Origin of the sequence: Pseudomonas syringae group sp. J248-6 (genome assembly GCF_032586995.1) — a bacterium.
In the GTDB taxonomy this organism is placed as follows: Bacteria; Pseudomonadota; Gammaproteobacteria; order Pseudomonadales; family Pseudomonadaceae; genus Aquipseudomonas; species Aquipseudomonas amygdali.
This window is the reverse complement of record NZ_JAWHOP010000010.1, coordinates 150,178-172,876: the sequence shown is the minus strand read 5'-3', so window position 1 is coordinate 172,876 and position 22,699 is coordinate 150,178. Positions and strand designations below refer to the sequence as shown.

General features: G+C 58.6%; 21 protein-coding genes and 1 pseudogene. 10 read left to right on the top strand and 12 right to left on the bottom strand.

Going from position 1 to position 22,699, the window contains the following annotated elements; all coding sequences use genetic code 11:
• Positions 1–139: 139 nt before the first annotated feature.
• Positions 140–1,342 (bottom strand): MFS transporter, encoded by a 1,203-nt coding sequence (locus RYC17_RS15270; RefSeq protein ID WP_122258324.1) that lies wholly within the window; start codon positions 1,340–1,342, stop codon positions 140–142.
• 110 nt (positions 1,343–1,452) lie between these two features.
• Here RYC17_RS15270 and RYC17_RS15265 point away from each other — a divergent pair, with 110 nt between their 5' ends.
• Positions 1,453–2,361, top strand: a complete 909-nt coding sequence (locus tag RYC17_RS15265; RefSeq protein ID WP_122258325.1) for a LysR family transcriptional regulator — start codon at positions 1,453–1,455, stop codon at positions 2,359–2,361.
• A gap of 32 nt (positions 2,362–2,393) precedes the next feature.
• Here RYC17_RS15265 and RYC17_RS15260 read toward each other — a convergent pair whose 3' ends face one another.
• From RYC17_RS15260 to RYC17_RS15250, 3 genes and pseudogenes are all read right to left on the bottom strand, one after another.
• The gene (locus tag RYC17_RS15260; RefSeq protein ID WP_058400148.1) at positions 2,394–2,984 is read right to left on the bottom strand and encodes a hypothetical protein; all 591 of its coding nucleotides are present in this window, start codon (positions 2,982–2,984) and stop codon (positions 2,394–2,396) included.
• Between the two features lie 150 nt (positions 2,985–3,134).
• The gene (locus RYC17_RS15255; RefSeq protein ID WP_011168082.1) at positions 3,135–3,947 is read right to left on the bottom strand and encodes a VacJ family lipoprotein; all 813 of its coding nucleotides are present in this window, start codon (positions 3,945–3,947) and stop codon (positions 3,135–3,137) included.
• Positions 3,940–5,238 (bottom strand): annotated as a pseudogene (locus RYC17_RS15250) (serine/threonine protein kinase). Before RYC17_RS15250 ends, RYC17_RS15255 begins: the two are co-directional and overlap by 8 nt.
• 1,173 nt (positions 5,239–6,411) lie before the next feature.
• On the opposite strand from RYC17_RS15250, the gene RYC17_RS15245 reads away from it, so the two are divergent.
• The 3 genes from RYC17_RS15245 to RYC17_RS15235 all read left to right on the top strand — a co-directional run bounded on the left by RYC17_RS15245 (position 6,412) and on the right by RYC17_RS15235 (position 9,469).
• Positions 6,412–7,266 carry a glycine betaine ABC transporter substrate-binding protein gene (locus RYC17_RS15245; protein ID WP_002552551.1) on the top strand — a complete coding sequence of 285 codons (855 nt, stop codon included), beginning with the start codon at positions 6,412–6,414 and terminating at the stop codon, positions 7,264–7,266.
• A gap of 236 nt (positions 7,267–7,502) precedes the next feature.
• On the top strand, positions 7,503–7,814 hold the full coding sequence (locus RYC17_RS15240; protein ID WP_002552552.1) for a DUF485 domain-containing protein: 312 nt from the start codon (positions 7,503–7,505) through the stop codon (positions 7,812–7,814).
• A complete protein-coding gene (locus RYC17_RS15235; RefSeq protein WP_058400151.1) occupies positions 7,811–9,469 on the top strand; it encodes a cation acetate symporter in 1,659 nt (552 codons plus the stop codon). Before RYC17_RS15240 ends, RYC17_RS15235 begins: the two co-directional genes overlap by 4 nt.
• Positions 9,470–9,574: 105 nt before the next feature.
• On the opposite strand, the gene RYC17_RS15230 is transcribed toward RYC17_RS15235, so the two are convergent.
• Positions 9,575–9,733, bottom strand: a complete 159-nt coding sequence (locus tag RYC17_RS15230; RefSeq protein ID WP_002552554.1) for a DUF3309 family protein — start codon at positions 9,731–9,733, stop codon at positions 9,575–9,577.
• Positions 9,734–10,047: 314 nt separating this feature from the next.
• Between RYC17_RS15230 and RYC17_RS15225 the strand changes: the two genes are divergently transcribed.
• The 4 genes from RYC17_RS15225 (at position 10,048) to csrA (ending at position 12,405) form a co-directional block, all read left to right on the top strand.
• Positions 10,048–10,425, top strand: a complete 378-nt coding sequence (locus RYC17_RS15225; protein ID WP_316890833.1) for a DUF2784 domain-containing protein — start codon at positions 10,048–10,050, stop codon at positions 10,423–10,425.
• Between the two features lie 103 nt (positions 10,426–10,528).
• Positions 10,529–11,344, top strand: coding sequence for an SDR family oxidoreductase (locus RYC17_RS15220; protein WP_054071108.1), 816 nt, complete (start codon positions 10,529–10,531; stop codon positions 11,342–11,344).
• 363 nt (positions 11,345–11,707) lie between these two features.
• A complete protein-coding gene (locus tag RYC17_RS15215; protein ID WP_011168084.1) occupies positions 11,708–12,040 on the top strand; it encodes a YnfA family protein in 333 nt (110 codons plus the stop codon).
• Between the two features lie 170 nt (positions 12,041–12,210).
• Positions 12,211–12,405, top strand: coding sequence for a carbon storage regulator CsrA (csrA, locus tag RYC17_RS15210; protein ID WP_002552557.1), 195 nt, complete (start codon positions 12,211–12,213; stop codon positions 12,403–12,405).
• A 47-nt stretch (positions 12,406–12,452) separates the two neighbouring features.
• Here csrA and RYC17_RS15205 read toward each other — a convergent pair whose 3' ends face one another.
• The 4 genes from RYC17_RS15205 to RYC17_RS15190 form a co-directional block, all read right to left on the bottom strand.
• Positions 12,453–12,680 carry a YheU family protein gene (locus RYC17_RS15205; protein ID WP_316903641.1) on the bottom strand — a complete coding sequence of 76 codons (228 nt, stop codon included), beginning with the start codon at positions 12,678–12,680 and terminating at the stop codon, positions 12,453–12,455.
• Positions 12,681–12,747: 67 nt separating this feature from the next.
• On the bottom strand, positions 12,748–13,944 hold the full coding sequence (locus tag RYC17_RS15200) for an osmoprotectant NAGGN system M42 family peptidase (RefSeq protein ID WP_002552559.1): 1,197 nt from the start codon (positions 13,942–13,944) through the stop codon (positions 12,748–12,750).
• Between the two features lie 80 nt (positions 13,945–14,024).
• The gene (ngg, locus tag RYC17_RS15195; RefSeq protein WP_054071106.1) at positions 14,025–15,773 is read right to left on the bottom strand and encodes an N-acetylglutaminylglutamine synthetase; all 1,749 of its coding nucleotides are present in this window, start codon (positions 15,771–15,773) and stop codon (positions 14,025–14,027) included.
• A 3-nt stretch (positions 15,774–15,776) separates the two neighbouring features.
• The gene (locus RYC17_RS15190; RefSeq protein ID WP_044322414.1) at positions 15,777–17,549 is read right to left on the bottom strand and encodes an N-acetylglutaminylglutamine amidotransferase; all 1,773 of its coding nucleotides are present in this window, start codon (positions 17,547–17,549) and stop codon (positions 15,777–15,779) included.
• Positions 17,550–17,832: 283 nt separating this feature from the next.
• Here RYC17_RS15190 and RYC17_RS15185 point away from each other — a divergent pair, with 283 nt between their 5' ends.
• Together RYC17_RS15185 and RYC17_RS15180 are read left to right on the top strand one after the other, a co-directional pair.
• Positions 17,833–18,015, top strand: coding sequence for a type II toxin-antitoxin system HicA family toxin (locus RYC17_RS15185; protein WP_003434313.1), 183 nt, complete (start codon positions 17,833–17,835; stop codon positions 18,013–18,015).
• A 35-nt stretch (positions 18,016–18,050) separates the two neighbouring features.
• Positions 18,051–18,455 carry a type II toxin-antitoxin system HicB family antitoxin gene (locus RYC17_RS15180; protein ID WP_058400155.1) on the top strand — a complete coding sequence of 135 codons (405 nt, stop codon included), beginning with the start codon at positions 18,051–18,053 and terminating at the stop codon, positions 18,453–18,455.
• A gap of 16 nt (positions 18,456–18,471) precedes the next feature.
• On the opposite strand, the gene RYC17_RS15175 is transcribed toward RYC17_RS15180, so the two are convergent.
• The 3 genes from RYC17_RS15175 to RYC17_RS15165 are packed head-to-tail and all read right to left on the bottom strand — an operon-like array spanning position 18,472 to position 22,689.
• A complete protein-coding gene (locus RYC17_RS15175; protein WP_316889553.1) occupies positions 18,472–19,551 on the bottom strand; it encodes a lipocalin-like domain-containing protein in 1,080 nt (359 codons plus the stop codon).
• The gene (locus tag RYC17_RS15170) at positions 19,541–22,021 is read right to left on the bottom strand and encodes an ABC transporter permease (protein WP_316889551.1); all 2,481 of its coding nucleotides are present in this window, start codon (positions 22,019–22,021) and stop codon (positions 19,541–19,543) included. The genes RYC17_RS15175 and RYC17_RS15170 overlap by 11 nt, the downstream gene beginning before the upstream one ends.
• Complete coding sequence (locus tag RYC17_RS15165; RefSeq protein ID WP_058400158.1) at positions 22,021–22,689, bottom strand: ABC transporter ATP-binding protein; 669 nt, start codon at positions 22,687–22,689, stop codon at positions 22,021–22,023. Before RYC17_RS15165 ends, RYC17_RS15170 begins: the two co-directional genes overlap by 1 nt.
• Between the last annotated feature and the right edge of the window lie 10 nt (positions 22,690–22,699).

Sequence of the window (22,699 nt, the reverse complement as noted above, 5' to 3'; positions counted from 1 at the left end):
CTGACAAAAACAGCCAGGAAACAGGTTCAAAAATATGACGAAACATACCAGCAGCGGCACTCTGGAATAACCGGGCAGTGTAGTTGCGTCGTTGCAAAAGTACTGCCCGGTGATATCCGGCTAATCGAGCCGGGCCAGTTTATGCGCCGGCCTTGTTTTTCTGAATCCCGGTCATCCAGGCAACTGCAATGGCCAGTAACGCAACGACGGCTGCGACATACCCCACCGCATTCAGGCCCAGATGCTCAATGGTCAGGCCGCCAATGATCGATCCCAGACCTATACCTGCATTGGCCGCCGAGACATTCAAGGTTCCTGCCAATGCCTGGGCCTGCGGTGCCGCTTTCATCACCCTGATCTGACAGATAGGGAACAACGCTGTGTGAGCAATGCCCCAAATCACCAGCACCACGGCCAGCAGCGGCATGGAGCCTGCGGCGGGTACGCTTGCGGTCATGCCCAGTGCGAGCAGCAGCGCAAAGGCCATGGTCGAGCCGAGCGGGCTGCGGTCCACATAACGTCCCCCCAGTGCATTACCGATCAGGCCGACCGCGCCGAAGCCCATCAACCACCAGCCCACTTGAGCCGACTCGATACCTGCGATGCGTTCTAGTGTATCTGCCAGGTAGGTGTAAGCCCCGAACATGGCAGTGAACAGCAAGATGGACAGCAGCAAGTTGGCGAGGAACAGCGGATCACGCAGGATTTTTGCCTGCTCGGCGAGGCCGACCTTTGCGGTAGGTTCAATGCGTGGCATCGACAACGCCAGTAACACTGCCATTAATGCAGACAGCAGCGTCAGCGCCCAGAACGCGCCGCGCCAGCCCACTGCATCGGCAAATACGGTGCCCAGCGGGATACCGAACAGCATGGCGGCGGAGATACCGAGGTAAACCTGCGCCACTGCCTTGCCGGCGCGTTTCGGTCCGGCCAGCAGGCTTGCGGTTTCACTGGCCGTGCCCCAGAACACCGGCAGCGCCAGTGCTGGTATGAATCGCGCCAGTGCCAGCACCCAGATATTGCTCGACACCGCAGCCAGAGCGTTGGAGGCCGCGAAGATCAGCAGGATGACGATGAACGTACGCTTGCGGTCCAGGTGCGAAAGCATGGCTGTCAGCGGCGGGCCAAACAGCATCACGGTGAAGGCGAATAGCGTAACCAGCAAACCGGCAGTAGAAATGGAAATTCCCAGGTCGCGGGCCAGTGAAGGCAGCAGTCCTATGATGAGAAATTCGGTGGTAACGATTACGAAGCCAGCCAGCGCCAGAATCGCGATGGACAAGCCTGCACCGGTCGAGCTTTCGCTCTTGGTGCCAGAGACGGCAGTTTCCAGAGACGGCATGATACGAACCCATGAAAAAATAAGTTCGCCAGCTTATTGCAGAAAATGATTCCTATCTTTGGCAAATATTCATTACATTGCGGAATTGAATTCACTAATGGGTAATCCACGTGCTGTCCACCGACCGCCTCAAGGGGATCGAAACGTTTGTCGCCGTTGCCAATGCAGGGAGCTTTACGGCAGCCGCTGACCGCTTGAGTCTGACCAATTCCGCAGTCAGCAAAAGCGTTGCACGCCTGGAGAGCCGCCTGGGCATGCGTCTGTTCGAGCGCACTACCCGAAGTCTGGCGCTGACCGAGGAGGGGGCGGCCTATCACGCTGTGTGCACGCGCATGCTTGCCGATCTGGAGGCTGCCGAAACCGCATTGGCGGCGCAGCGCACAGAACCTGCCGGACAATTGCGTATCGATCTGCCTGCGACCTTTGGTCGTTTGCACGTGCTGCCGCTGATCCTCGCCTTCACCGGGCAGCATCACAAGCTGCGCCCGCGGATAACCTTCACTGATCGTTTCGTCGACATTCTTGAGGAAGGTATCGACCTGGCCGTGCGCATCGGCGGTCCACCTGTCTGGCCAGCGGGCGTGGCGCACCGTTACCTGGGCACCGAACGGGTGATCTTCTGCGCGGCACCGGCTTATCTGGAGCGCCACGGCGTACCGACGACGTTCGAGGACCTCGCCAGTCACGCGTGCATTCTGTTTGGTCGTGGCGATGGCAGCACCAGCCCCTGGTTGTTTGTTGACGACCAAGGGCAGCGGGAGGCGCGCGCTGTCGAAGCGCGGCTGGTTATCGGCAACGGCGAAGCCCAGGTGGCTGCGGTGACTTCGGCGTGGGGCATTGCTCAGTTGGCAACCTGGCTGATCAGGGAGCAGTTGCAGCGTGGCGAGCTGGTGGAGATTCTTCCACAGCTGGCCACTGACGGTTTGGCGCTGCATCTGGCCTGGCCGCGCAACCGCGAGTCATTGCCCAAGGTGCAGGCGCTGGTCGAGCGATTGTCAGAGGCGTTGCGGGTGGATTAAGCCACGCTGGTCAGAGCCACCCGATGCTCGAATCATTCGCCTATGACGGCTTTCACCAGCGCTGCGTGTTCCTTCGGGTTCTTCGCGTTGGAGACCACGTTCAGCACGGCTGCGCGTGTACCCGAAGCGGCAATGATCGAGGTGCTCAGAACCTGGGCGTCGCTCATGGTCGCCGAGGTATCCAGCTGCCGGACACCCAGACCGTTCTTCTTGACGATCTTCTTGTCGCCCAGCTTTTTGAAGTCCTTGTAGCCGGTACTTTGCTGGGCAAGTATCCCGGTGACCAGGCCATCAAGCACTACACCGTCGTTGTCGCTGGCCTGGACGCCCATTGGCATAGGCGTCTCGGTAACGATCAGCACGCGCTTTTCAGCGGCGTTGGTGTAAAGCGCACCCGTTACCCCCTGAGCCTTGGCCTTCGCGTCAATCTCGGGCATCTCGCCCTGCACGTAGCCCGCAGGAATGGTAAACGCCAGTTTGCCACCCAGCAACGAAGCCTTTTGTACCGCAGCGGCGGCAGGCGCAGCCGCTTGGGGCTTGGTCGCCGCCTGAACGCTGACCATGCTCTGGCAGGCTGCCAGCGCGACACACACAACGATTGCCTTGAAACCGAAAGACCGCATGGAAATTCCTTTTTTGTCTGTTAAATGGATCGAGTAAATGGATCGAGGCCTGTGTGCCCGAGGAATGTGAGTGGTCCGGCAGGTAAAAGTGCCCATAAAAAAACGACCAGCAAGATCACTCTGGCTGGCCGTCCTTTTGCTGCGTTTCGCTTATTCGGCGATCTGCAGTTTGCGCGACTCGGTATAGACGTAACGCACCTTCTCGTACTCGAATGGCGAGTTCAGCTGGCCATAGCGGAAGCTTGTGACATACCGGCGGTCAATCGCACGCAGCACGGTGATTTCCGGATGGTCGTCGCTGACTTCGGCAACGTTCAGGAAGTTGATCTGGTTTTCAGCCGTGTAGTCGAACAGCATGCCGCCAGTGTCACGCAGGTTCGATGGGCCGAACAATGGCAACACCAGATAAGGGCCGGCGGGAACACCATAGAAGCCCAGCGTCTGACCGAAGTCTTCGCTCTGGCGCGGTAGCCCCATCATGGTCGCCGGGTCCCACAGACCGGCGATGCCGATGGTGGTGTTGAGCAGCAGACGGCCAGTGGTGTCCAGCGAACGCTCGCCCTTGAACTGCAGCAGGCTGTTCAGCAGGTTGGAGATGTCGCCCAGGTTACTGAAAAAGTTGCTCACGCCGCTGCGCACGAAGCCGGGTGTGATGTAGCGATAGCCGTCCACGACCGGCAGGAACACCCATTCATCAAAGCGGTAGTTGAAGTGGTACACCCGACGGTTCCAGGATTCCAGCGGGTCGTAGACTTCCAGCGCGTTGATGGAGGCGCGCTCGAACTCACGCTGATCCAGCCCCGGGTTGAATTGCAACGACTTCAGCGGCTGGGTGAAACCGTCAGCATCGGTCTGACGGGCCACAGTGGCCGGGTGCTGAGCCTTGTTGCTGGTATCCGCGTCAGCGGCCTGGACTGTGCCGGCACAGAGCAGAGCGGCAAGAAGTAAAAGACGTTTAGCCACGGAAAAACTCCAGCATGGCGTCGGTGTTGACGCGGTAATTAAGGTTGCCGCAATGCCCGCCGTACGGATAAACGGTCAGACGATCCCCGAAGGTCTTGCGCAGGAAGCCCAGATCACCCGAGCCCAGAATCACATCGTCAGCGTTGTGCATGACGGCAATCTTGGTGTTGCTGTGCAGGTAATCCTTGAGGGCGTAAAGGCTGACCTGATCGACCAGCTGCAGCAGGCTACCGCCGTCAGTGCGGGCGCGCCACATCGGAATGACCTGTTCGGTCAGGTAGCAATCGAAGTCTCATTGCAGGGCACGCTTGAGGAACGGCGTCAGGCTGGTGCCTTCAGAAATAGGGAATTTCGGTGGCGTGATCAGACCGCGGCGGTTGATCAGGTCCGAGGTGAACGCGATGTCGGCAGACGAGAAGCGGAACGAGGTACCGATCAGCATCGCCATCTGCTCGTTGGTCAAATGCTGCTTGGACTGCTGGAAGTCGAACAGCAGTGCATCGTTAAGGTCGATGTAACCCTTTTGCCGGAAGTAACGGGTCAGCTTGGCCAGCACCAGTTCATAGAACGTGGTGGTGTTGTTGATGCCCTTGACGTTGGTTTGCACCAGTTTGTCGAGGTTGCTGATCGAGGTGTAAAGGTTGACCGGCGGGTTGAGCAGCAGCACTTTCTTGAAGTTGAAGCTGCGGCGGGTTTCATCCAGCTTGCTGACGAAGGCGGCATTCAGTGCGCCGAGGCTGTAACCGGTCAGGTAATAGTCGGTCACCGGCAATTGCGCCTGCTGGGCACGAATGGCCTGCATGACGCGATAAATGTCTTCTGCGTCGTCGGTGGACACGCCAGGAGTGGCAAAGCGCGATGCCGAACTCATGAAGTCGTAGCTGGTGGGCGAAGACAGCTGTACGACGTGGTAGCCCGCGCCGTAATAGAGCTTTTTCAGGAATTCATTGATGGTGCTGTTATACGGCGCGCCGGTGCCGGCGATCAGGAAAATCAGCGGGGCAGCGTGGTCCTGCTTCGCCAGGCGATAGTGCAGCTTTTTTACCGCCCAGAAGTTGTCCGGCAGGGTGAATTCGCGCTCGGGATGCAGGTTCAGGGTGTAGACGTCCTGATCGATGTCTTCATCGTCAGGCAGATCGGGGCGCAGATCGGGCGGGGTGGTCGCAATGGTCGCTTCAAACGGATTAGTCAGCGGGTAGCCATAGGTGGCAGAGTCGACGGTGGTTGCCAGAGCGGACGCACTTAAACACAAGCCACCTATAACGGTAGCGAAGCGCAGAAAACGGAGCATGACTAAATCCCTTGGGAAAGAAGTGCTGATGAGATACGCAGGCTATGACCAAGGTGTAGTGCCAAAGTGCCGCATCCACCGGTTAACCGTGTAAATTATGACGGAACAATACACGTTCTTTGGAATTTGCAATGCAGTTATGCGGTTTATTTTTCGCAGACGACGTAGATTGGCTCGGTTTGACCATACAGGCGGGGGACTGACTGCCGCTACATCCCGCTACGCTGCAGCTTCCTGGTGACGAAAAACACAAAGGAGAGCCGTAGCTCTCCTCCAATGTGTTTTACCTGCTCTTTTTATTGTTGTAGGGCGGCCTGTTATTGTTGTTGATGGCCAGTCCCTTTACAGCGTTGTTGGGCGACCCCCATTCGGGGTCAAGAGCAAACGTATTTTTTTGAGCGCTGACTCGCTTTAATCACCTGTCTGCACAACATCGTGATCCCACCGGTTCGGGAGCTACCTGAAGGTAGTTTTATTGTTCTCTGTCCGGTCGCGAGGCCTTTCACCGAAAGGTCCCTGTAAAGCTGATCCACTCCAAAAAAATCTGTTAGCTGCGCCTCTGTCCGTTTTGTTCTTGTTATGTCAGAGCCGTTACGTCTTGTTCTTATTGGTTTGCCGCTTCGTTTCTTGTTTTTGTTGTACAAGAGATATAGCAGAAGCTGTGCCAACTTTTTAAAGTTCTTTTAAATCATAAGCTTACGATTATTGGCATCGCTCATGCGGGCCTGACGCCGTTAAAAATGTTTCCGTGTTACCCGTTCGAAGCGTGGTTTACGAGGCTGCGGTAACACATCCTGTTTCCTTTGCTGAATGAGCCAGAGTGGTGCGCCGCAGATCTCCTGCGTCTATACGACGATCGTATCGGTGTATGGGGGGCGTGTACGCAAACCGTTCTGAAAGGTACAGGCAGGGTCGGGCAAGACGTTTTTAGGTGGGCGTTGTCGCTGATGGCTCGTTGTTGTCGTTTCCCGTTGCCCCGGTGTCGCAGACAGAGCATGTCTGCTTGCGCAGCAAGTCGATGATCAAGGTGGCGTTGCGGTGCGTGTCACTGCGCGTGGCAGCGATCAAAACGTGCAGGGCGCAGCGTGCCCCAAAGCCGGGCGTGGGTGCGGTCTTGAAAACAACGTTAACCAGTGCCGACAACCGTCGGTGCAGACTTCCGGGGAAGCGACAATGATGATGCGAAAAATACTGGGGGCGGGTGCCGCTCTGGTGCTTGCTGTCAGCTCCACGCTGGCGATTGCTGAAACCAAGACCCTGACCATCGGCTATGTGGAAGGCTGGTCCGACAGCGTCGCCACCACCTTCGTGGCTTCCGAAGTGATCAAGCAGAAGCTTGGCTACGACGTCAAACTGCAATCGGTCGCGGCCGGGATCATGTGGCAGGCCGTGGCCACCGACAAGCTCGACCTGATGTTGTCTGCCTGGCTTCCGGGCACCCACGGCGAGTACTACACCAAGTACAAGGATCAGGTCGTCAACTACGGGCCCAACTTCAAGGACGCCAAGATCGGCCTGATCGTGCCTGAATACGTGAAAGCCAAGACCATCGAAGACCTCAAGACCGATGCTTCCTTCAACAAGAAGATCACCGGGATCGATGCAGGTTCAGGGGTCATGCTCAAGACGGACCAGGCCATCAAGGACTATGGTCTGGACGGCTACAAACTGCAGGCGAGTTCCGGCGCAGGCATGATTGCCGAACTGACTCGTGCGGAGAAAGCGCAGAAAGCCATCGTCGTCACCGGCTGGGTACCGCACTGGATGTTCGCCAAGTGGAAACTGCGTTTCCTGGAAGACCCTAAAGGCGTTTACGGTGCAGCTGAAACCGTCGACAACGTCGCCAGCCTTGGCCTGGAGAAAAAAGCCCCCGAGGTCGTGGCCTTCCTGAAAAAATTCCAGTGGGCATCCAAGGATGAAATCGGAGAGGTGATGCTGGCGATTCAGGACGGTGCCAAACCTGAAGCTGCAGCCAAGGACTGGGTAGCCAAGCACCCGGATCGGGTAGCTGCATGGACCGCTAAATAGTTCTACAGCCCTCTGTAAAAGCCGTTTCAAGGCCGTCTGGTGCCATCGCCAGACGGCCTTTGGCGTTTCTGGATCACGGTATTTTCTGCACAGGCTGACTGATGGCGGACCTGTGCCGTGCAAAGAGGTTCATCTGCGGCTAATGTCGTTCTAATACTAAGGTCGTCTGGAGTGCGCGCAGGACCCGACTAAAGTGCGTTACGTGACATCTCATCTGTGCTGCGAGGACAAAAACAATGAACGACAGCATTTACCTCTCGATTCAAAACAGCCCGCGTTTCAAGGAGCTGGTATCCAAAAGAGAGCGGTTCGCCTGGATTCTCTCGGCGATCATGCTTGGCCTGTATGCGGCCTTTATTCTTTTGATTGCGTACGGACCCCATATTCTGGGGGCCAAGTTGAGTCCGACTTCAACCATTACTTGGGGAATGCCGATAGGCGTAGGGCTTATCCTCTCCGCGTTTGTGCTGACCGCCATCTATGTTCGCCGTGCCAATGGCGAATTCGATGACCTGAACAACGCCATCCTGAAGGAGGCTCAGCAATGATCCGGCGCCTATCAGCAGCACTTGGCCTGGCCACATTCGCGCCGACTCTCTGGGCGGCAGACGCATTGACGGGCGCCGTGCAGAAGCAACCCCTGAACATCGCCGCGATTATCATGTTCGTGGTATTTGTCGCCTTCACGCTGTACATCACTTACTGGGCGTCGAAAAAGAACAAGACCGCATCGGACTACTACTCGGCAGGCGGCAAGATCACCGGCTTCCAGAACGGTCTGGCAATTGCCGGTGATTACATGTCGGCAGCGTCCTTTCTGGGTATTTCCGCACTGGTCTACACCTCCGGTTACGACGGCCTGATCTACTCGATCGGCTTCCTGGTGGGCTGGCCGATCATTCTGTTCCTGATCGCCGAACGCTTGCGCAACCTGGGTAAATACACGTTTGCCGACGTTGCGTCGTATCGCCTCAAGCAAAAAGAGATTCGCACCTTGTCCGCCTGCGGCTCGCTGGTGGTAGTGGCGTTCTACCTGATTGCGCAAATGGTCGGTGCCGGCAAGCTGATCCAGCTGCTGTTCGGTCTGGACTACACGGTTGCGGTGGTACTGGTCGGTATCCTGATGTGCCTTTACGTATTGTTCGGCGGCATGCTGGCCACTACCTGGGTGCAGATCATCAAGGCGGTCATGTTGCTGTCCGGTGCGTCGTTCATGGCCCTGATGGTCATGAAGCACGTTAACTTCGACTTCAACATGCTGTTCTCCGAGGCGATCAAGGTTCACCCTAAAGGTGAAGCGATCATGAGCCCTGGCGGTCTGGTGAAAGACCCGATTTCAGCGTTCTCGCTGGGTCTGGCGCTGATGTTCGGTACTGCTGGCCTGCCGCACATTCTGATGCGCTTCTTCACCGTGAGCGATGCCAAGGAAGCCCGCAAGTCTGTGCTGTACGCGACCGGCTTCATCGGCTACTTCTACATCCTGACCTTCATCATCGGTTTTGGCGCGATCCTGCTGGTCAGCACCAACCCGGCGTTCAAGGATGCAGCGGGTGCCTTGCTGGGCGGTAACAACATGGCAGCGGTTCACCTGGCCGATGCGGTCGGTGGCAGCCTGTTCTTGGGCTTCATCTCTGCAGTCGCCTTCGCCACCATTCTGGCAGTGGTTGCCGGTCTGACCCTGGCAGGTGCTTCGGCGGTCTCCCATGACCTGTATGCCAGCGTGATCAAGGCGGGCAAGGCCAACGAGAAAGACGAGATCCGTATCTCGAAAATCACCACTATTGCGCTGGCAGTCGTGGCGATCCTTCTGGGTATTGCCTTCGAAAGTCAGAACATCGCGTTCATGGTGGGCCTGGCGTTCTCGGTCGCTGCAAGCTGCAACTTCCCGATCCTGCTGCTTTCCATGTACTGGAAAAACCTGACCACCCGTGGCGCCATGATTGGCGGCTGGATGGGCCTGATCAGCGCCGTGGTGCTGATGATCCTGGGGCCAACCATCTGGGTGCAGATCCTGCATCACGAGAAAGCCATTTTCCCTTACGAATACCCGGCGCTGTTTTCTATCGCCATCGCCTTCGTAGGTATCTGGTTCTTCTCCATCACCGACAAGTCGAAAGCGGCAGAGGGCGAGCGCGCCTTGTTCTACCCGCAGTTCGTCCGGTCACAAACAGGCCTGGGTGCCAGCGGTGCGGTTTCGCACTAAGTGCTGAGGCAGTGAACGAAGCAGCCTTCGGGCTGCTTTTTCATGGGCCATAAAAAAGCCCCGCCTGGAGAAGCGGGGCTTTTGCCTGTTGCTTGAAGCAACAGGTTATATCTTGCCGAGCAATACCAGAATCAGCAGGATCACCAGGATAGTACCGATGATGCCCGACGGACCGTAGCCCCAGCTGCGCGAGTGCGGGAATACCGGCAGACCGCCAACCAGCAACAGAATCAGAACGATGATAAGAATAGTGCCGATGCCCATAATGAGTTCCCTCTTTCATTTAAGTTAGTTAACAGATGCAGTAAAAACTTTCATACCCAACGGTATTGAATTTGCCTGCTTGATTCATCCGACTGCGGTCGCTCAAGAAAGGTTTCATCTATTTTTAATAATTTCTTACATATCTAAAAAATCATTAAAATCATGGGCTTGATGTGTTTTTGTCGGACAATAATTCGGTTCCAATTGACAGAAAATACCTGAAATAGTCTTAAAAATAATTGAACTAAACGACGTGAAAAATTTCGGCTGATTTGCACAGGTGACCTGATTGAAGTCCAGCAGAGGGTACGCAGATGTTTTATCGAGTGACGGCAGATGCCGTGGTCGCGTTTCATCTACTGTTCATCGTATTCGTCCTGTTCGGCGGTCTGCTGGTAGTGAGCAGGCCGTGGCTGGCATTACTGCACGTTCCGGCAGTTGCGTGGGGGGCTGCGGTCGAGTTTCTGCACCTGTATTGCCCGCTGACACCGCTGGAAAACTCACTGCGCAGCACAGCCGGTGAGCAGGGATATGACGGCGGCTTCGTCGAGCATTATCTGATTCCGCTGATCTACCCGGCCGGGCTTACGCCGGGCATACAGCTGTGGCTTGGGGGCATTGTGCTGTTGGTCAATGTGTCGGTGTACGGCCTGTTGTTGATGCGTTTTGTATCACGCGTGCGGCATTCATAAGCTGCGGGTTTGCTCCAGGCATTCAGCGCCTTGATGGTGGGGTTATAGGGCCCCGGCTGTGATTACACTCAGGCAACTCCTGCACATCACAAGGCACTCGGCTATGCAAAACCGCATCATGATTACTGGCGCCGGCTCAGGTCTGGGTCGTGAAATTGCACTGCGCTGGGCGCGCGAAGGCTGGCGGCTGGCGCTGTCTGACATCAACGATGCCGGTCTGCAGGAGACCCTGACGCTGGTGCGCGAGGCGGGTGGTGACGGGTTCGTTCAGCGTTGCGATGTTCGCGATTACAGTCAGCTCACGGCGTTTGCTCAGGCATGTGAAGAGCGACTGGGCGGCATCGACATCATCGTCAACAACGCTGGCGTGGCGTCGGGTGGCTTCTTTAACGAGCTGTCACTGGAAGACTGGGACTGGCAGATCGCAATTAACCTGATGGGCGTCGTCAAAGGCTGCAAGGCGTTTTTGCCTATGTTGCAGGCCAGCAAAGGCAAAATCATCAATATTGCGTCGATGGCCGCGCTGATGCAGGCCCCGGCCATGAGCAATTACAACGTCGCCAAGGCAGGGGTTGTAGCGCTTTCCGAAAGCCTGTTGGTTGAACTGCATGATCAGGGCGTCGGCGTGCATGTGGTCTGCCCGTCGTTCTTTCAGACCAACCTGCTGGATTCGTTTCGAGGCCCGACACCTGCCATGAAAGCGCAGATCGGCAGACTGCTGGAGAAGTCACCGATCACTGCCGCAGATATTGCCGACTACATCTTCAGGCAGGTAGCCGAAGGCGAGTTCATGATCCTGCCCCACGAAGAAGGCCGAATGGCCTGGGACCTGAAGCGCAAACAGCCACAGGCGATGTATGACGAAATGACCGTCATGTGCGCAAAGATGCGCGCCAAGGCGCAGAAAGGGCACGCCTGACGCCGCCCAGAAGCGGACGCGAGCATCTCACTATCGTGCGACGCTCCCACGCTGGAGCGTACGGAACGATATGACTATCGTGCGACGCTCCGCGTCGCATGCGTTTCCGGACGCTCTGCGTCCTCCTGCGACGCAGAGCGTCGCGACCTGCATTCCCACGCTGGAGCGTGGGGAACGATAACCTCAACTATGACTATCGTGCGACGCTCCGCGTCGCATGCCGTTCTGGACGCTCCGCGTCGCATGCCGTTCTGGACGCTCTGCGTCCTCTTGAGCGACGTGTTCAAGGTCATCAAGGTCATGACCGCGCTGTTTTCTGATAGGGTTACGCCCCTCTTTTAAGCCCCTTTCAGCGAGTCCATCGTGCTCAATTACCTGTGGTTCTTTCTCGCAGCCCTGTTCGAGATATTTGGCTGCTATGCCTTCTGGCTATGGCTGCGCCAAGGCAAAAGCGCGCTGTGGGTCATTCCGGCACTCATCAGCCTGACACTGTTCGCGCTGTTGCTGACACGTGTGGAAGCGGCCTATGCAGGCCGAGCCTATGCGGCGTATGGCGGGATTTACATCGTAGCGTCGATTGCCTGGCTGGGGCTGGTCGAGCGGGTCAGGCCGCTGGGCACGGACTGGCTGGGGCTGGCTTTCTGCGTGATCGGCGCCACCATCATCCTGCTGGGGCCGCGCTGGTCTGCTGCATGAAAAACTGCAGCTGCCAACGATATTTCCTACAGATCCAGCTAGAAAGTAAGACCCTTCCTTCAGTCTTTTCCGATGCGCTTGAAGGGCGTTACTGATTTGCCATCAGCGCATTGAAGCGCTCGGTTTCGCGATGCACCCTGCCTTTTTGCGCAACGAGAAGGGTGGGAAAAATGCTGGTACTGACGCGGGAAATTGGTGAAACGTTTTCAATCGGTGATGACATCACCGTGCAGATTCTGGGTATCAACGGCAATCAGGTGAGGCTCGGGATCAACGCCCCGAAAGACATCAAGGTTCACCGAGCCGAGGTCTACAAGCGCATCGCCAACAAACTTTCGCAACAAGCGACAACGCCACTTCAATAGCCGACATTGTTCGCTTTATTGAAAACCCGATTCAGGCCCGCTCAAGGTTATTCAAAAAACTCCTTGGGCACATCGTGCTTGAGCATCAACTGACATTGCTGGCTCTCGAGATCGAAAAAGATCACTGCCTGCCCCTTGGTCAATGCATCACGCACGCGCAGTACACGCGTTTGCAGGGGCGTCTCGTCGCCATTGTCAGTGCCCTCACGCGTGACGAAATCCTCGATCAGGCGGGTGAGGGTGTCGGGTTCCAGTTGGTCGTAGGGGATCAGCATGGCGGTTCTCGTGTCGATGAGCAGCGATGATAGAACTGCGGTGCCAGGCACCGCAATTCACAGGCCCTCAACTTTCCTCGCGATTCTGCCCGATCAGGCTGTCGACCGGTGGCACACGGGTGTCGGATTCCATCTGCGCATCATGTTCGATCTGATGGCTGAACCGCTCCAGTGAACTCTGGGCCGGTTTGGCATCGCTGGCGAACACAGGTGGGCTCAATATGTAAGCACCCAGCAGCTTGCTCAGCGCTGCCAGGCTATCGATGTGCGTGCGCTCATAACCGTGAGTCGCGTCGCAGCCGAAGGCCAGCAGGGCCGTGCGGATGTCGTGCCCCGACGTCACTGCTGAATGCGCATCGCTGTAGTAATAGCGAAACAGGTCACGGCGTACCGGCAGTTCGTTCTCTACGCCCAGACGCAGCAAGTGGCGGGACAGATGGTAGTCGTACGGACCGCCCGAGTCCTGCATCGCCACGCTCACCGCGTGCTCGCTGGAGTGCTGGCCCGGTGCAACCGGCGCGATGTCGATACCGACGAACTCGCTCACGTCCCAAGGCAGTACGCCCGCTGCGCCCGTACCGGTTTCTTCGGTGATGGTGAACAACGGGTGGCAATCGATCAACGGCTCTGCACCGCTGTCTACAATGGATTTCAGCGCCGCAAGCAGCGCCGCGACACCGGCCTTGTCATCCAGATGGCGTGCACTGATGTGGCCGCTTTCGGTGAACTCCGGCAGCGGGTCGAACGCCACAAAGTCGCCGATACCGATGCCCAGCGATTCGCAGTCGGCACGTGTAGTGCAGTAGGCGTCCAGACGCAGCTCGACGTGATCCCAACTGATCGGCATCTCGTCCACGGCGGTATTGAACGCATGACCGGACGCCATCAACGGCAGAACGCTGCCACGAATCACGCCCGTGTCGGTGAATACACTGACACGGCTGCCCTCGGCAAACCGGCTTGACCAGCAACCGACTGCCGCCAGCGCCAGGCGGCCATTGTCTTTGACTTCCCGAACACTGGCACCGATGGTGTCCAGGTGCGCTGATACTGCACGGTCAGGGCTGTTCTGCTTGCCCTTGAGCGTGGCGCGGATCGTGCCGCGGCGGGTCAGCTCGAACGGGATGCCCAGTTCTTCAAGACGCTCGGCCACGTAACGCACGATAGTGTCGGTAAAACCGGTCGGACTTGGAATCGCGAGCATTTCCAACAGAACTTTCTGCAGGTATTTCAGATCCGGATCGGGGATATTTGCAGGGGTCATGGATGCTCCTTATGGAACAGTTGCAAGCCACAGGCTGCAAGGGCTGATAGCCCTTTTGCAGCCTGTGTCCGCAACTGCGATCAGATATGCACAGGCAGGCTGTGCGGAAACAACAGATCGACGAAACGTTCGGCGGTGGGTTGCGGTTCGTGGTTGGCAAGGCCCACGCGTTCATTGGCTTCGATGAACACGTACTCGGGCTGATCGGCGGCCGGCACCATCAGGTCCAGGCCGACGACGGGGATGTCCAGCGCCCGCGCTGCACGTACTGCTGCATCGCTGAGCACAGGGTGCAGAATGGCCGTGACATCTTCCAGGCAGCCTCCGGTGTGCAGGTTTGCAGCGCGGCGCACGGCCAGACGCTGATCCATTGGCAGGATATCGGCATAGTCAAAGCCGGCCTCGCGCACTGTGCGCTCGGTCTCCTGGTCCATCGGAATGCGGCTTTCGCCATCGGTCGCGGCGGCGCGGCGACGGCTCTGGGCCTCGATCAACTGTTTGATGGTATGGCGGCCATCACCAATGACCTCAGCCGGACGACGGATCGCTGCAGCCACCACCTGAAAGCCGATCACCACGATGCGCAGATCGAGGCCTTCATGAAAGCTTTCCAGAATGACGCGCGTGTCGAACTGACGGGCCTGCTCGATAGCGCTCTGAACGTCTTCAATGGTGCGTAGATCGACGGCAACGCCCTGGCCTTGCTCGCCATCCAGCGGCTTGACCACGATTTGCCCGTGCTCTTCAAGAAACGCCAGATTGTCGTCTGCACTGCCTGCCCGTTGCTGCGCGGGCAAGCGCAGACCGGCAGCCTTCAACGCACGATGGGTCAGGCTCTTGTCCTGACACAGGGTCATGCTCACTGCGCTGGTCAGATCGCTCAACGACTCACGACAGCGGATACGGCGACCGCCGTAGCTGAGGGTAAACAGGCCGGCATCGGCGTCATCCACCTGCACGTCAATACCACGACGATGGGCTTCCTCGACGATGATTCGCGCATATGGATTGAAGTCCGCCTGCGGGCCAGGGCCAAGAAATAACGACTCGTTGATGCCGTTCTTGCGCTTGATGGCGAAGGTCGGCAGGTTGCGGAAATTCAGCTTGGCGTACAGCGCCTTGGCCTGATCGTTGTCATGCAGCACCGACAGGTCGAGGTAGCTCAGACCGCGGCTCATGAAGTGCTCGATCAAATGCCGCACCAGCACTTCACCCACGCCGGGGCGTGTGCATTGCGGGTCAACCGCCAGGCACCAGAGGCTGCTGCCTTTTTCCGGGTCATTGAAGGCTTTCTGATGATCAAGGCCCATGACGCTGCCGATGATCGTGTTGCTGCCCTCATCTTCGGCCACCCAATACACCGGGCCACCTTCATGGCGCGGGGTCAGCAGCTCGGGGTCGATGGGCAACATGCCGCGCGCCAGATACAGGTTGTTGATGGCCTGCCAGTCGTTTTCATTGTGCGCACGGCGGATGCGGTAGCCGCGAAACACACGGTGCGCGGGGCGGTAATCGCTGAACCATAGACGCAACGTGTCCGACGGGTCGAGAAAAAGCTGCTGCGGCGATTGCGCCAATACCTGCTGCGGCGCAGCCACGTACAGGGCGATGTCGCGCTCGCCGGGTTTTTCGTTGAGCAGGTCCTGAGCCAGCGCGGCCGGATCAGGGTAGGTGTGACCGATCAGCAAGCGTCCCCAGCCACAATGCAGCGCCAGAGGGTCTGCATCTATCTGGCTGCCGTCTTCAGCGAGTCGTGCCTGCAGACGTTCGTACGAGGGCGACTGGCCGCGCAACAGGCGCTGGCTATAAGTCGTCGCGTTCTGTTTCATCGATCACAGTCCCTGTTCGCTGAGCCACAGGTTCAGCGCTGCCAGTTGCCACAGCTTGGAGCCGCGCAATGGCGTGAGCTGGCCCTCGGGGTTGGTCAGCAGCTTGTCGACCATGGCAGGGTTGAACAGGCCGCGGTCCTGACTGGAGTCGGTCAGCAGTTCGCGCACCCAATTAAGGGTGTCGCCCTGCAGGTGCTTGAGGCCGGGAACCGGGAAGTAACCCTTTTTGCGGTCGATCACTTCCGAAGGAATGACCAGACGCGCAGCTTCTTTCAGCACCTGCTTGCCACCGTCGGGCAGCTTGAATTTCCCCGGGATGCGAGCCGACAGTTCGACCAGACGGTAGTCAAGGAACGGCGTACGCGCTTCCAGGCCCCAGGCCATGGTCATGTTGTCGACACGCTTGACCGGGTCATCGACCAGCATCACCGTACTGTCCAGGCGCAAGGCCTTGTCGACCGCGGCGCTGGCACCGGGCTGGGCAAAGTGATCGCGAACGAAATCACCGGCTGCGTCGTTGGCTGTGCGCCACTTCGGCTGCACCGTCTCGGCGTATTCGGCGTAGCTGCGGTCGACAAACGCATCGCGGTAGGCTGCAACCGGGTCGCTCGCGCCGTCCACTTGCGGGTACCAGTGGTAACCGGCGAACAGTTCGTCAGCGCCCTGGCCGCTCTGTACCACCTTGCAATGCTTGGACACTTCACGCGACAGCAGGTAGAAGGCGATGCAATCGTGGCTGACCATCGGCTCGCTCATGGCGCGGAACGCCGCAGGCAACTGCTCGATGATCTCGCTTTCCTGAATACGCAGCTGGTGATGGCGTGTGCCGTAATGCTTGGCGATCAGGTCGGAATACTGAAATTCGTCGCCACGCTCGCCACCGGCATCCTGAAAGCCGATAGAGAAGGTCGACAGGTCTTCGACCCCCACTTCCCGCAACAGGCCGACCAGCATGCTGGAGTCGACACCGCCGGAAAGCAGCACGCCGACATCCACCGCAGCGCGCTGACGGATCGCCACCGCTTCACGTGTACTGTCCAGTACGCGGTCGCGCCAGTCTTCGAGCGTGAGGTTTTTCTCGTCTTCATGAGGACCGTAAGGCAGGGTCCACCAGACTTTCTGCTCGACCTTGCCGCTGGCGTCGATGCGCATCCAGCTGGCTGGCGGCAACTTCTCGACGCCCGCCAACAGCGTGCGCGGTGCAGGCACCACAGCGTGGAAGTTGAGGTAATGGTTGAGCGCCACTGGATCAAGCATTCCGCTGATATCACCACCCTTGAGCAGGGCAGGCAGCGAAGACGCGAAGCGCAGGCGCTTGTCGGTTTTCGACAGGTACAACGGCTTTACGCCGAGGCGGTCACGGGCGATGAACAGCTGCTTGCTGTCACGCTCCCAGATGGCGAAGGCGAACATGCCATTGAGCTTGGGCAGCATGTCTGCGCCCCAGGCGTGATAGCCCTTGAGCAACACCTCGGTGTCGCCACCGGAATGGAACTGATAGCCAAGGCTTTCCAACTCGGCACGCAATTCCGGGAAGTTGTAAATCGCACCGTTGAAGGCCATGGACAAGCCCAGATGACTGTCGATCATCGGCTGCGCCGAGCCATCCGACAGGTCCATGATTTTCAGACGGCGATGACCAAGGGCAACCGGCCCCTGGCTGTGAAACCCCCACGCATCCGGGCCGCGAGGCGCCAGCTCATGGGTAATGCGTTCAACAGCGGCCAGGTCCGCTGGTTGATGGTCAAAACGAAGTTCACCTGCTAATCCGCACATAAGTCCTTACCGGGTTTCCGTTGGGGAGGTGACTGAGAAAGTGCAGTCACCCAGAAACTGACCCAGTGAGGGCATGGTAGTTTTAGATCAAAAAGTTATAAGAGTTTGTTTTCAGCGGGTTTGGCTGCATTGGCTGGCTCCCTCGTCGAGCCAGGCAACCACAGGCTAGTCTTAGCGAAATAAGTTGTGAAGGAATAAAAAAGATAACTCTGGGTGCCTTTTTTGTATTGTCTTAACATGCGCCCAGGGTTATATTTTTTAAGTCGAATGACTGGAGGTGGGGGTGCAGAGCAGGCAATTGATAAAGGAGCTTGAAGCAGATGGATGGATTCTGGATCGTGTTTCAGGCAGTCACCATATGTTCAAGCATCCTGAAAAACTTCAGACAGTCCCCGTGCCGCATCCCAAGAAAGACTTGCCATTCGGAACGGTGCGGGCCATCAAAAAGCTTGCCGGGCTGGTTTAGTCCAGTTTTGCCCTGATACCCTTTTGGAGAAAAAAATGAAATATCCAATGTGCATAGAATGGGGAAGCGAAACCACGGCGTTTGGTATCCAGATTCCCGATATCCCAGGTGCCGTAACCGCAGGCGATACGTTCGAGGAAGCCCACGCCGCGGCGGTGGAGATTGCTCATATCATGCTTCAGGAAATAGCAGCTGGCGGTGGAACCATACCCAAGGCCGGCACTGTTGCTCAGCACGCCAGGAATGCCGATTTCGCCGGAATGGGCTGGGGCATGATCGAGATTGACGTAACGCCTTATCTTGGTAAGACGGAGAAGGTCAACGTCACACTGCCTGGTTTCGTGATCAAGCAGATCGATCGCTATGTACGGGATCACAGCATCAAGAGTCGTTCCACCTTCCTGGCCGACGCGGCGCTGGAAAAACTGGGCCGGGCATGACGGCTAATCGGAGTGCTCAATACCCGGTCATCTCCAGATACCCCACGCCTTCCTGACTCCCGCTGAACCTCACCGGCCCCTCCCAGTAGGGAATGCTCACGCCCATCCAGGCGGCCGGGTTCAGCGCATCGGTGGTGATGTCCAGGTTTTTGCCGGGGACCCTGACTCTCCAGCGGGTGGGCACTTTATGCTCGCCGATCAATGTTTCTTTCAGTGGCTCCAGGCTGATCTCATTGGCGTGCAGCATCCGGGTGGTGCCATCGGCGCTGATCCAGTTGCCGGTCAGGTAGGGTGTACTTTCCTTGTGGCGGATGCGGTAAAGCATCAAGCGGTCGCCGCCTGCCAGTTGCAGCGAGAACCAGTCCCAGCCGCTCTGATTGGCGGTCAGTGGCTGGCTGCTCCACTCCCGGTCCAGCCAGGCATTACCGGTGACCTGATAGGTTTTTCCTTCAATTACTACGCTGCCTTTGGCGTCGAAGAATGGCTGGCTGTAGTAGTACGACGCCTGGCCCGCTTCCGATTTCTGGCTGTAGCCTTGTTCGCCCTGCAACACCAGCGGCTTACTGGAGGTCAGGTGCAGGTTGTAGCGGAAGTCCTTGCCGCTTGCCTTGAGTTGCATCGATGCGAGCGGGTCTCCGGTTTGAGCAGTGCTGGTGAATGCCCAATCGTCGATCCACGCCGAGAAGGGCACCGACGTCACGTTTGCCTGGTCGACTCCACCCCGTGCGTAACGCTCTGCCACGTAATGGCCGCTGCTCGATGTGGCTGCTGCATGGCCCAGCCAGATCGTGCCGTCATTCCACCCGCTGCCGGTCTGTTGGCCGGGTCGCAGGGCATTGCGAAACAACGTCCACTGCACGCCGAACTGCTGGCCCGCGTCGTCCTTGAGGGTGGCGGTGATGTACCACCACTCGATACGAAAGCCGGGGTGCTGGCCGTGGTCCTGCGGGAATGAAAAGACCTTGCCGGGTGTCACCTGCGCATAGCTGTCGGCCGTATTGCCCAGACCGGCGAAACCGCTTTCAGGTTGCGGTTTGTCGTCGCAGGCGGTGAGCAGCATTGCGACGACCAGCGGCATCAGCCATTTATTGTTCATTGGCGAATGTCCTGATTAGATCCGCTGGACGGCTGCGATACAACTTCAGCAGCGGCCAGGCCGAGGCCAGCAAAGTCGCCAGCATCGCCAGTGCCATCAAGTGCATAAGTTGCAGCGGGAACACCTGCAGCGGCAGGCGCCAGCCAAAGGCGCGAACGTTGATCACCGCATCCAGGCACCAGGCCAGTAACAGCCCCAGTGGTAGCGCGAGCACCAGTGTCAGGACCGCCAGCAGCCAGGTCTGTCCCAGGTTGAGCAGCATCAGTTGCCGTCGCGTGACACCCAGCGCCCACAATGGGGCGAGCTGCCCCAGGCGGCTCTGGCTTTGAGTCAGCAGGCTGATGAACAGCGCCACGCCAGCCACGCCCAGTGTCAGGCTGTTGAGTGCGGCAGTGGCGGCAAATGTACGTTCAAAGACCTGGCTCGACCAGCCCTTGAGCTGGCTCTGATCGATGATGTGATTATCGTCCAGCTTGAAACGCTCTTGCAGCCGGGTGACCAGTGAGGGGATTGCCGCCTGATCGACTCTCAGGTTGAAACGCACCGGCATCGATTGCGGCCAGTGAGCGAGCAGGTGCCGGGAGTTGACCAGCAGATGGCCCTTGGGGTTGCCATAGTCGGCATAGATCCCGACGATGCGCGGGGTCCACTTGCCAGTGGGTACCGGGATACTCAGCGTATCTTCCAGCCCCAGTTGAAGGCGGCGGGCCAATTGTTCGCTGAGCATGACTGTGTCTTCATCGCGCAACAGATTCCACGGATCACCGGCGACGGATTCCAGCAACGCCCAGTGCTGGCGATAGGTGTCGTGATCGATCACGCCAAACAGGTCCGCTGGCCAGCCCTGGACTTGCACCGGCACTTGCCAGTTGGGCAGCACGGCGCCGATATCCTGTTGCCGGCTCAGCCAGGTGTTCAGCGGCTCGGCCTGCTCCGGATTCTGCGGGCTGACATACAGTTCGGCGGTCAGGCGTTGCTCCAGCCAACTGTTGAACGTCTGACGAAAACCCGACGTCATGCTGCCTGCGCCGATGTTCGCGGCCATCGCCAGCAGCAGGGCCATCAGCGCCAGACTCAGGGCGGGCAACTGTTGACGGCAATCCGCCAGAAACCATTGCCCAAGCACCGAGCGACTGCGCTTCAACAGACCGCCAAGCATGGCGTCCAGTAAAACCGGCAGGGCCAGCGCGGCACTGAGCAGCAGGGCGGACATCATCACAAACCCCAGCATCAGACTGGTGCCGAATAACAGCGCGCTCACGGCCACCAACGCGCCCAGCACCGCCACCCACGCCTGGCGCTGCAACCATCGCGCATGCGCTTGCTGCCATGCCTGGGCATCGGCCAGTGCCAACAACGGCAGGCGCGCAGCCCGCAACAGGCTATTGGCACCGGCCAGCAACGCGCCAAGCAGACTCAGGCCGATACCGCTCAGCCACCACCACAGACTGAGGTTCAACTGGCCGGCGACTTCCGCGCCGTACAAGCCGCGCAGACTGGCCGCGACATCCGGCAATAACAGGCTGGCCAGCAGATAGCCGCTGACCACGCCGAAAATACCGCCCAACAGAGCCAGTGCGCCCAACTCTACGCCCAGCGCAGCTATCAACAGGCGTGCGCTGACGCCACAGGCACGCAGGTTGCGCAGCAGGCCACGACGCTGTTCAAGGGCCAGGCCAATGGCCGCGTGGACAATAAACAGGCCGACGATAAAGGACAGCACCCCGAGCGCATTCAGATTCAGGTGGAAGCTTTCGGTGAGGCGCTCCAGATTGTTTTCTTCGCCGCTTTTCTTGATCACCAGCAGGTCATTCAGGGCTGCCGGTAGCGCAGGGTTCTGCCGGGCAAAATCCTTGGCCAGCAGCATTCCGGACAATTGCCCCGGCTGGCCCAGCAACGGTTGCGCAAAGCCTATGTCAGTCAGTAAAACGCCGGGCGCCATGTCGGGTTTGGCGTGCAAGGGGGGCAGCGGAACACCGGTTTCGGTCAACGGCTGCTGGCCTTCTTCGAGCCCCAGCGCTTGCAGGGTCTGCGGCGCAATCCAGGTCATGCCCGGCGGCGTGAGGAAGTCCACGACCTGTTCGGCGTTCAGCGTCTGCCCGGCCAGTGGCGAGCCGGTCGGCAAAGTCACCGGCTCGATACCCATCAGTTGCAGGCGACGGTCTTCGCGCCCTTGAAGCACGATACGGCCTTGCAGCATGGGCGATACGGGCCAGCCTTCGCGGCGCAACTCGATAAACAATGCCTGCGGGAACAGCCCGCCGCTGCTGGCCGTAATATGGGTCTGCGGCTCGCCGCCAATCAACTGGCTGGCACGCTGATAGCTTTCCCGCGCCTGGCTGTTGAGCGCCTGCACACCGGTAAGCAGCGCGGTGGCCAGCCACAAGCCGGTCAGCACACTGAAAAACTGCACCGGATGACGACGCCAATGGCTCAGCAGGGCGCGCAGGGTCCAATAGAAAACCCGCATCAGCGCTCGCCTTCGACAGCCAGACGTCCGAGATGCAGTACCACTTTGCGCCCCAGTCGGTCAGCGACCCGCGGGCTGTGGGTGACCATCAACAGGCTGGTAGGGCTGTCGGCGAGCACATCCAGCAGCAGTTGCAGCACTTCGTCGCTGGTGGTCTCGTCGAGATTGCCGGTGGGCTCGTCAGCCAGCAGCAGGCCGGGTCGAGAAGCGAGGGCGCGGCCTATCGCCACTCGTTGCTGCTGTCCGCCGGAGAGCTGTTCGGGATAGCGATTCAGCAGCGTGCCCAGACCCAGACGCTCGATCAAGTGCGTCTGCCAGAGCGCATCGAATCGCCCGGCCAGTCGTGCCTGGAACGCCAGATTGTCAGCGATTTTCAGGCTGCCGATCAGGTTGAACTGCTGAAACACCAGGCCGATTTCGGTCCGCCGCCAGTTCGCCAGCTGGCTTTCGTTCATCAAGTCCAGGCGTTGGCCGGCAACCTCGATGCTGCCGTCATCGACCTGATCAAGGCCCGCGACCAGATGCAGCAAGGTGCTTTTGCCACTGCCGGATTCGCCCATCAACGCCAGGCTTTCGCCCTGTATCAGATGCAGATCGACACCACGCAAGACATCCAGCTGTCCCTGTGCCGTGGTGTAGCGCTTGAATACGTTTCGCACTTGCAGCATGAGCGGCCCA

What these genes read in the sequence shown, in the direction of transcription:
- RYC17_RS15270 (WP_122258324.1), bottom strand. Translation starts at nt 1,342, where the DNA reads ATGCCGTCTCTGGAAACTGCCGTCTCTGGCACCAAGAGCGAAAGCTCG.
- RYC17_RS15260 (WP_058400148.1), bottom strand. Translation starts at nt 2,984, where the DNA reads ATGCGGTCTTTCGGTTTCAAGGCAATCGTTGTGTGTGTCGCGCTGGCA.
- RYC17_RS15245 (WP_002552551.1), top strand. Translation starts at nt 6,412, where the DNA reads ATGATGATGCGAAAAATACTGGGGGCGGGTGCCGCTCTGGTGCTTGCT.
- RYC17_RS15240 (WP_002552552.1), top strand. Translation starts at nt 7,503, where the DNA reads ATGAACGACAGCATTTACCTCTCGATTCAAAACAGCCCGCGTTTCAAG.
- RYC17_RS15235 (WP_058400151.1), top strand. Translation starts at nt 7,811, where the DNA reads ATGATCCGGCGCCTATCAGCAGCACTTGGCCTGGCCACATTCGCGCCG.
- RYC17_RS15230 (WP_002552554.1), bottom strand. Translation starts at nt 9,733, where the DNA reads ATGGGCATCGGCACTATTCTTATCATCGTTCTGATTCTGTTGCTGGTT.
- RYC17_RS15225 (WP_316890833.1), top strand. Translation starts at nt 10,048, where the DNA reads ATGTTTTATCGAGTGACGGCAGATGCCGTGGTCGCGTTTCATCTACTG.
- RYC17_RS15220 (WP_054071108.1), top strand. Translation starts at nt 10,529, where the DNA reads ATGCAAAACCGCATCATGATTACTGGCGCCGGCTCAGGTCTGGGTCGT.
- csrA (WP_002552557.1), top strand. Translation starts at nt 12,211, where the DNA reads ATGCTGGTACTGACGCGGGAAATTGGTGAAACGTTTTCAATCGGTGAT.
- RYC17_RS15205 (WP_316903641.1), bottom strand. Translation starts at nt 12,680, where the DNA reads ATGCTGATCCCCTACGACCAACTGGAACCCGACACCCTCACCCGCCTG.
- RYC17_RS15200 (WP_002552559.1), bottom strand. Translation starts at nt 13,944, where the DNA reads ATGACCCCTGCAAATATCCCCGATCCGGATCTGAAATACCTGCAGAAA.
- ngg (WP_054071106.1), bottom strand. Translation starts at nt 15,773, where the DNA reads ATGAAACAGAACGCGACGACTTATAGCCAGCGCCTGTTGCGCGGCCAG.
- RYC17_RS15190 (WP_044322414.1), bottom strand. Translation starts at nt 17,549, where the DNA reads ATGTGCGGATTAGCAGGTGAACTTCGTTTTGACCATCAACCAGCGGAC.
- RYC17_RS15180 (WP_058400155.1), top strand. Translation starts at nt 18,051, where the DNA reads ATGAAATATCCAATGTGCATAGAATGGGGAAGCGAAACCACGGCGTTT.
- RYC17_RS15175 (WP_316889553.1), bottom strand. Translation starts at nt 19,551, where the DNA reads ATGAACAATAAATGGCTGATGCCGCTGGTCGTCGCAATGCTGCTCACC.
- RYC17_RS15170 (WP_316889551.1), bottom strand. Translation starts at nt 22,021, where the DNA reads ATGCGGGTTTTCTATTGGACCCTGCGCGCCCTGCTGAGCCATTGGCGT.
- RYC17_RS15165 (WP_058400158.1), bottom strand. Translation starts at nt 22,689, where the DNA reads ATGCTGCAAGTGCGAAACGTATTCAAGCGCTACACCACGGCACAGGGA.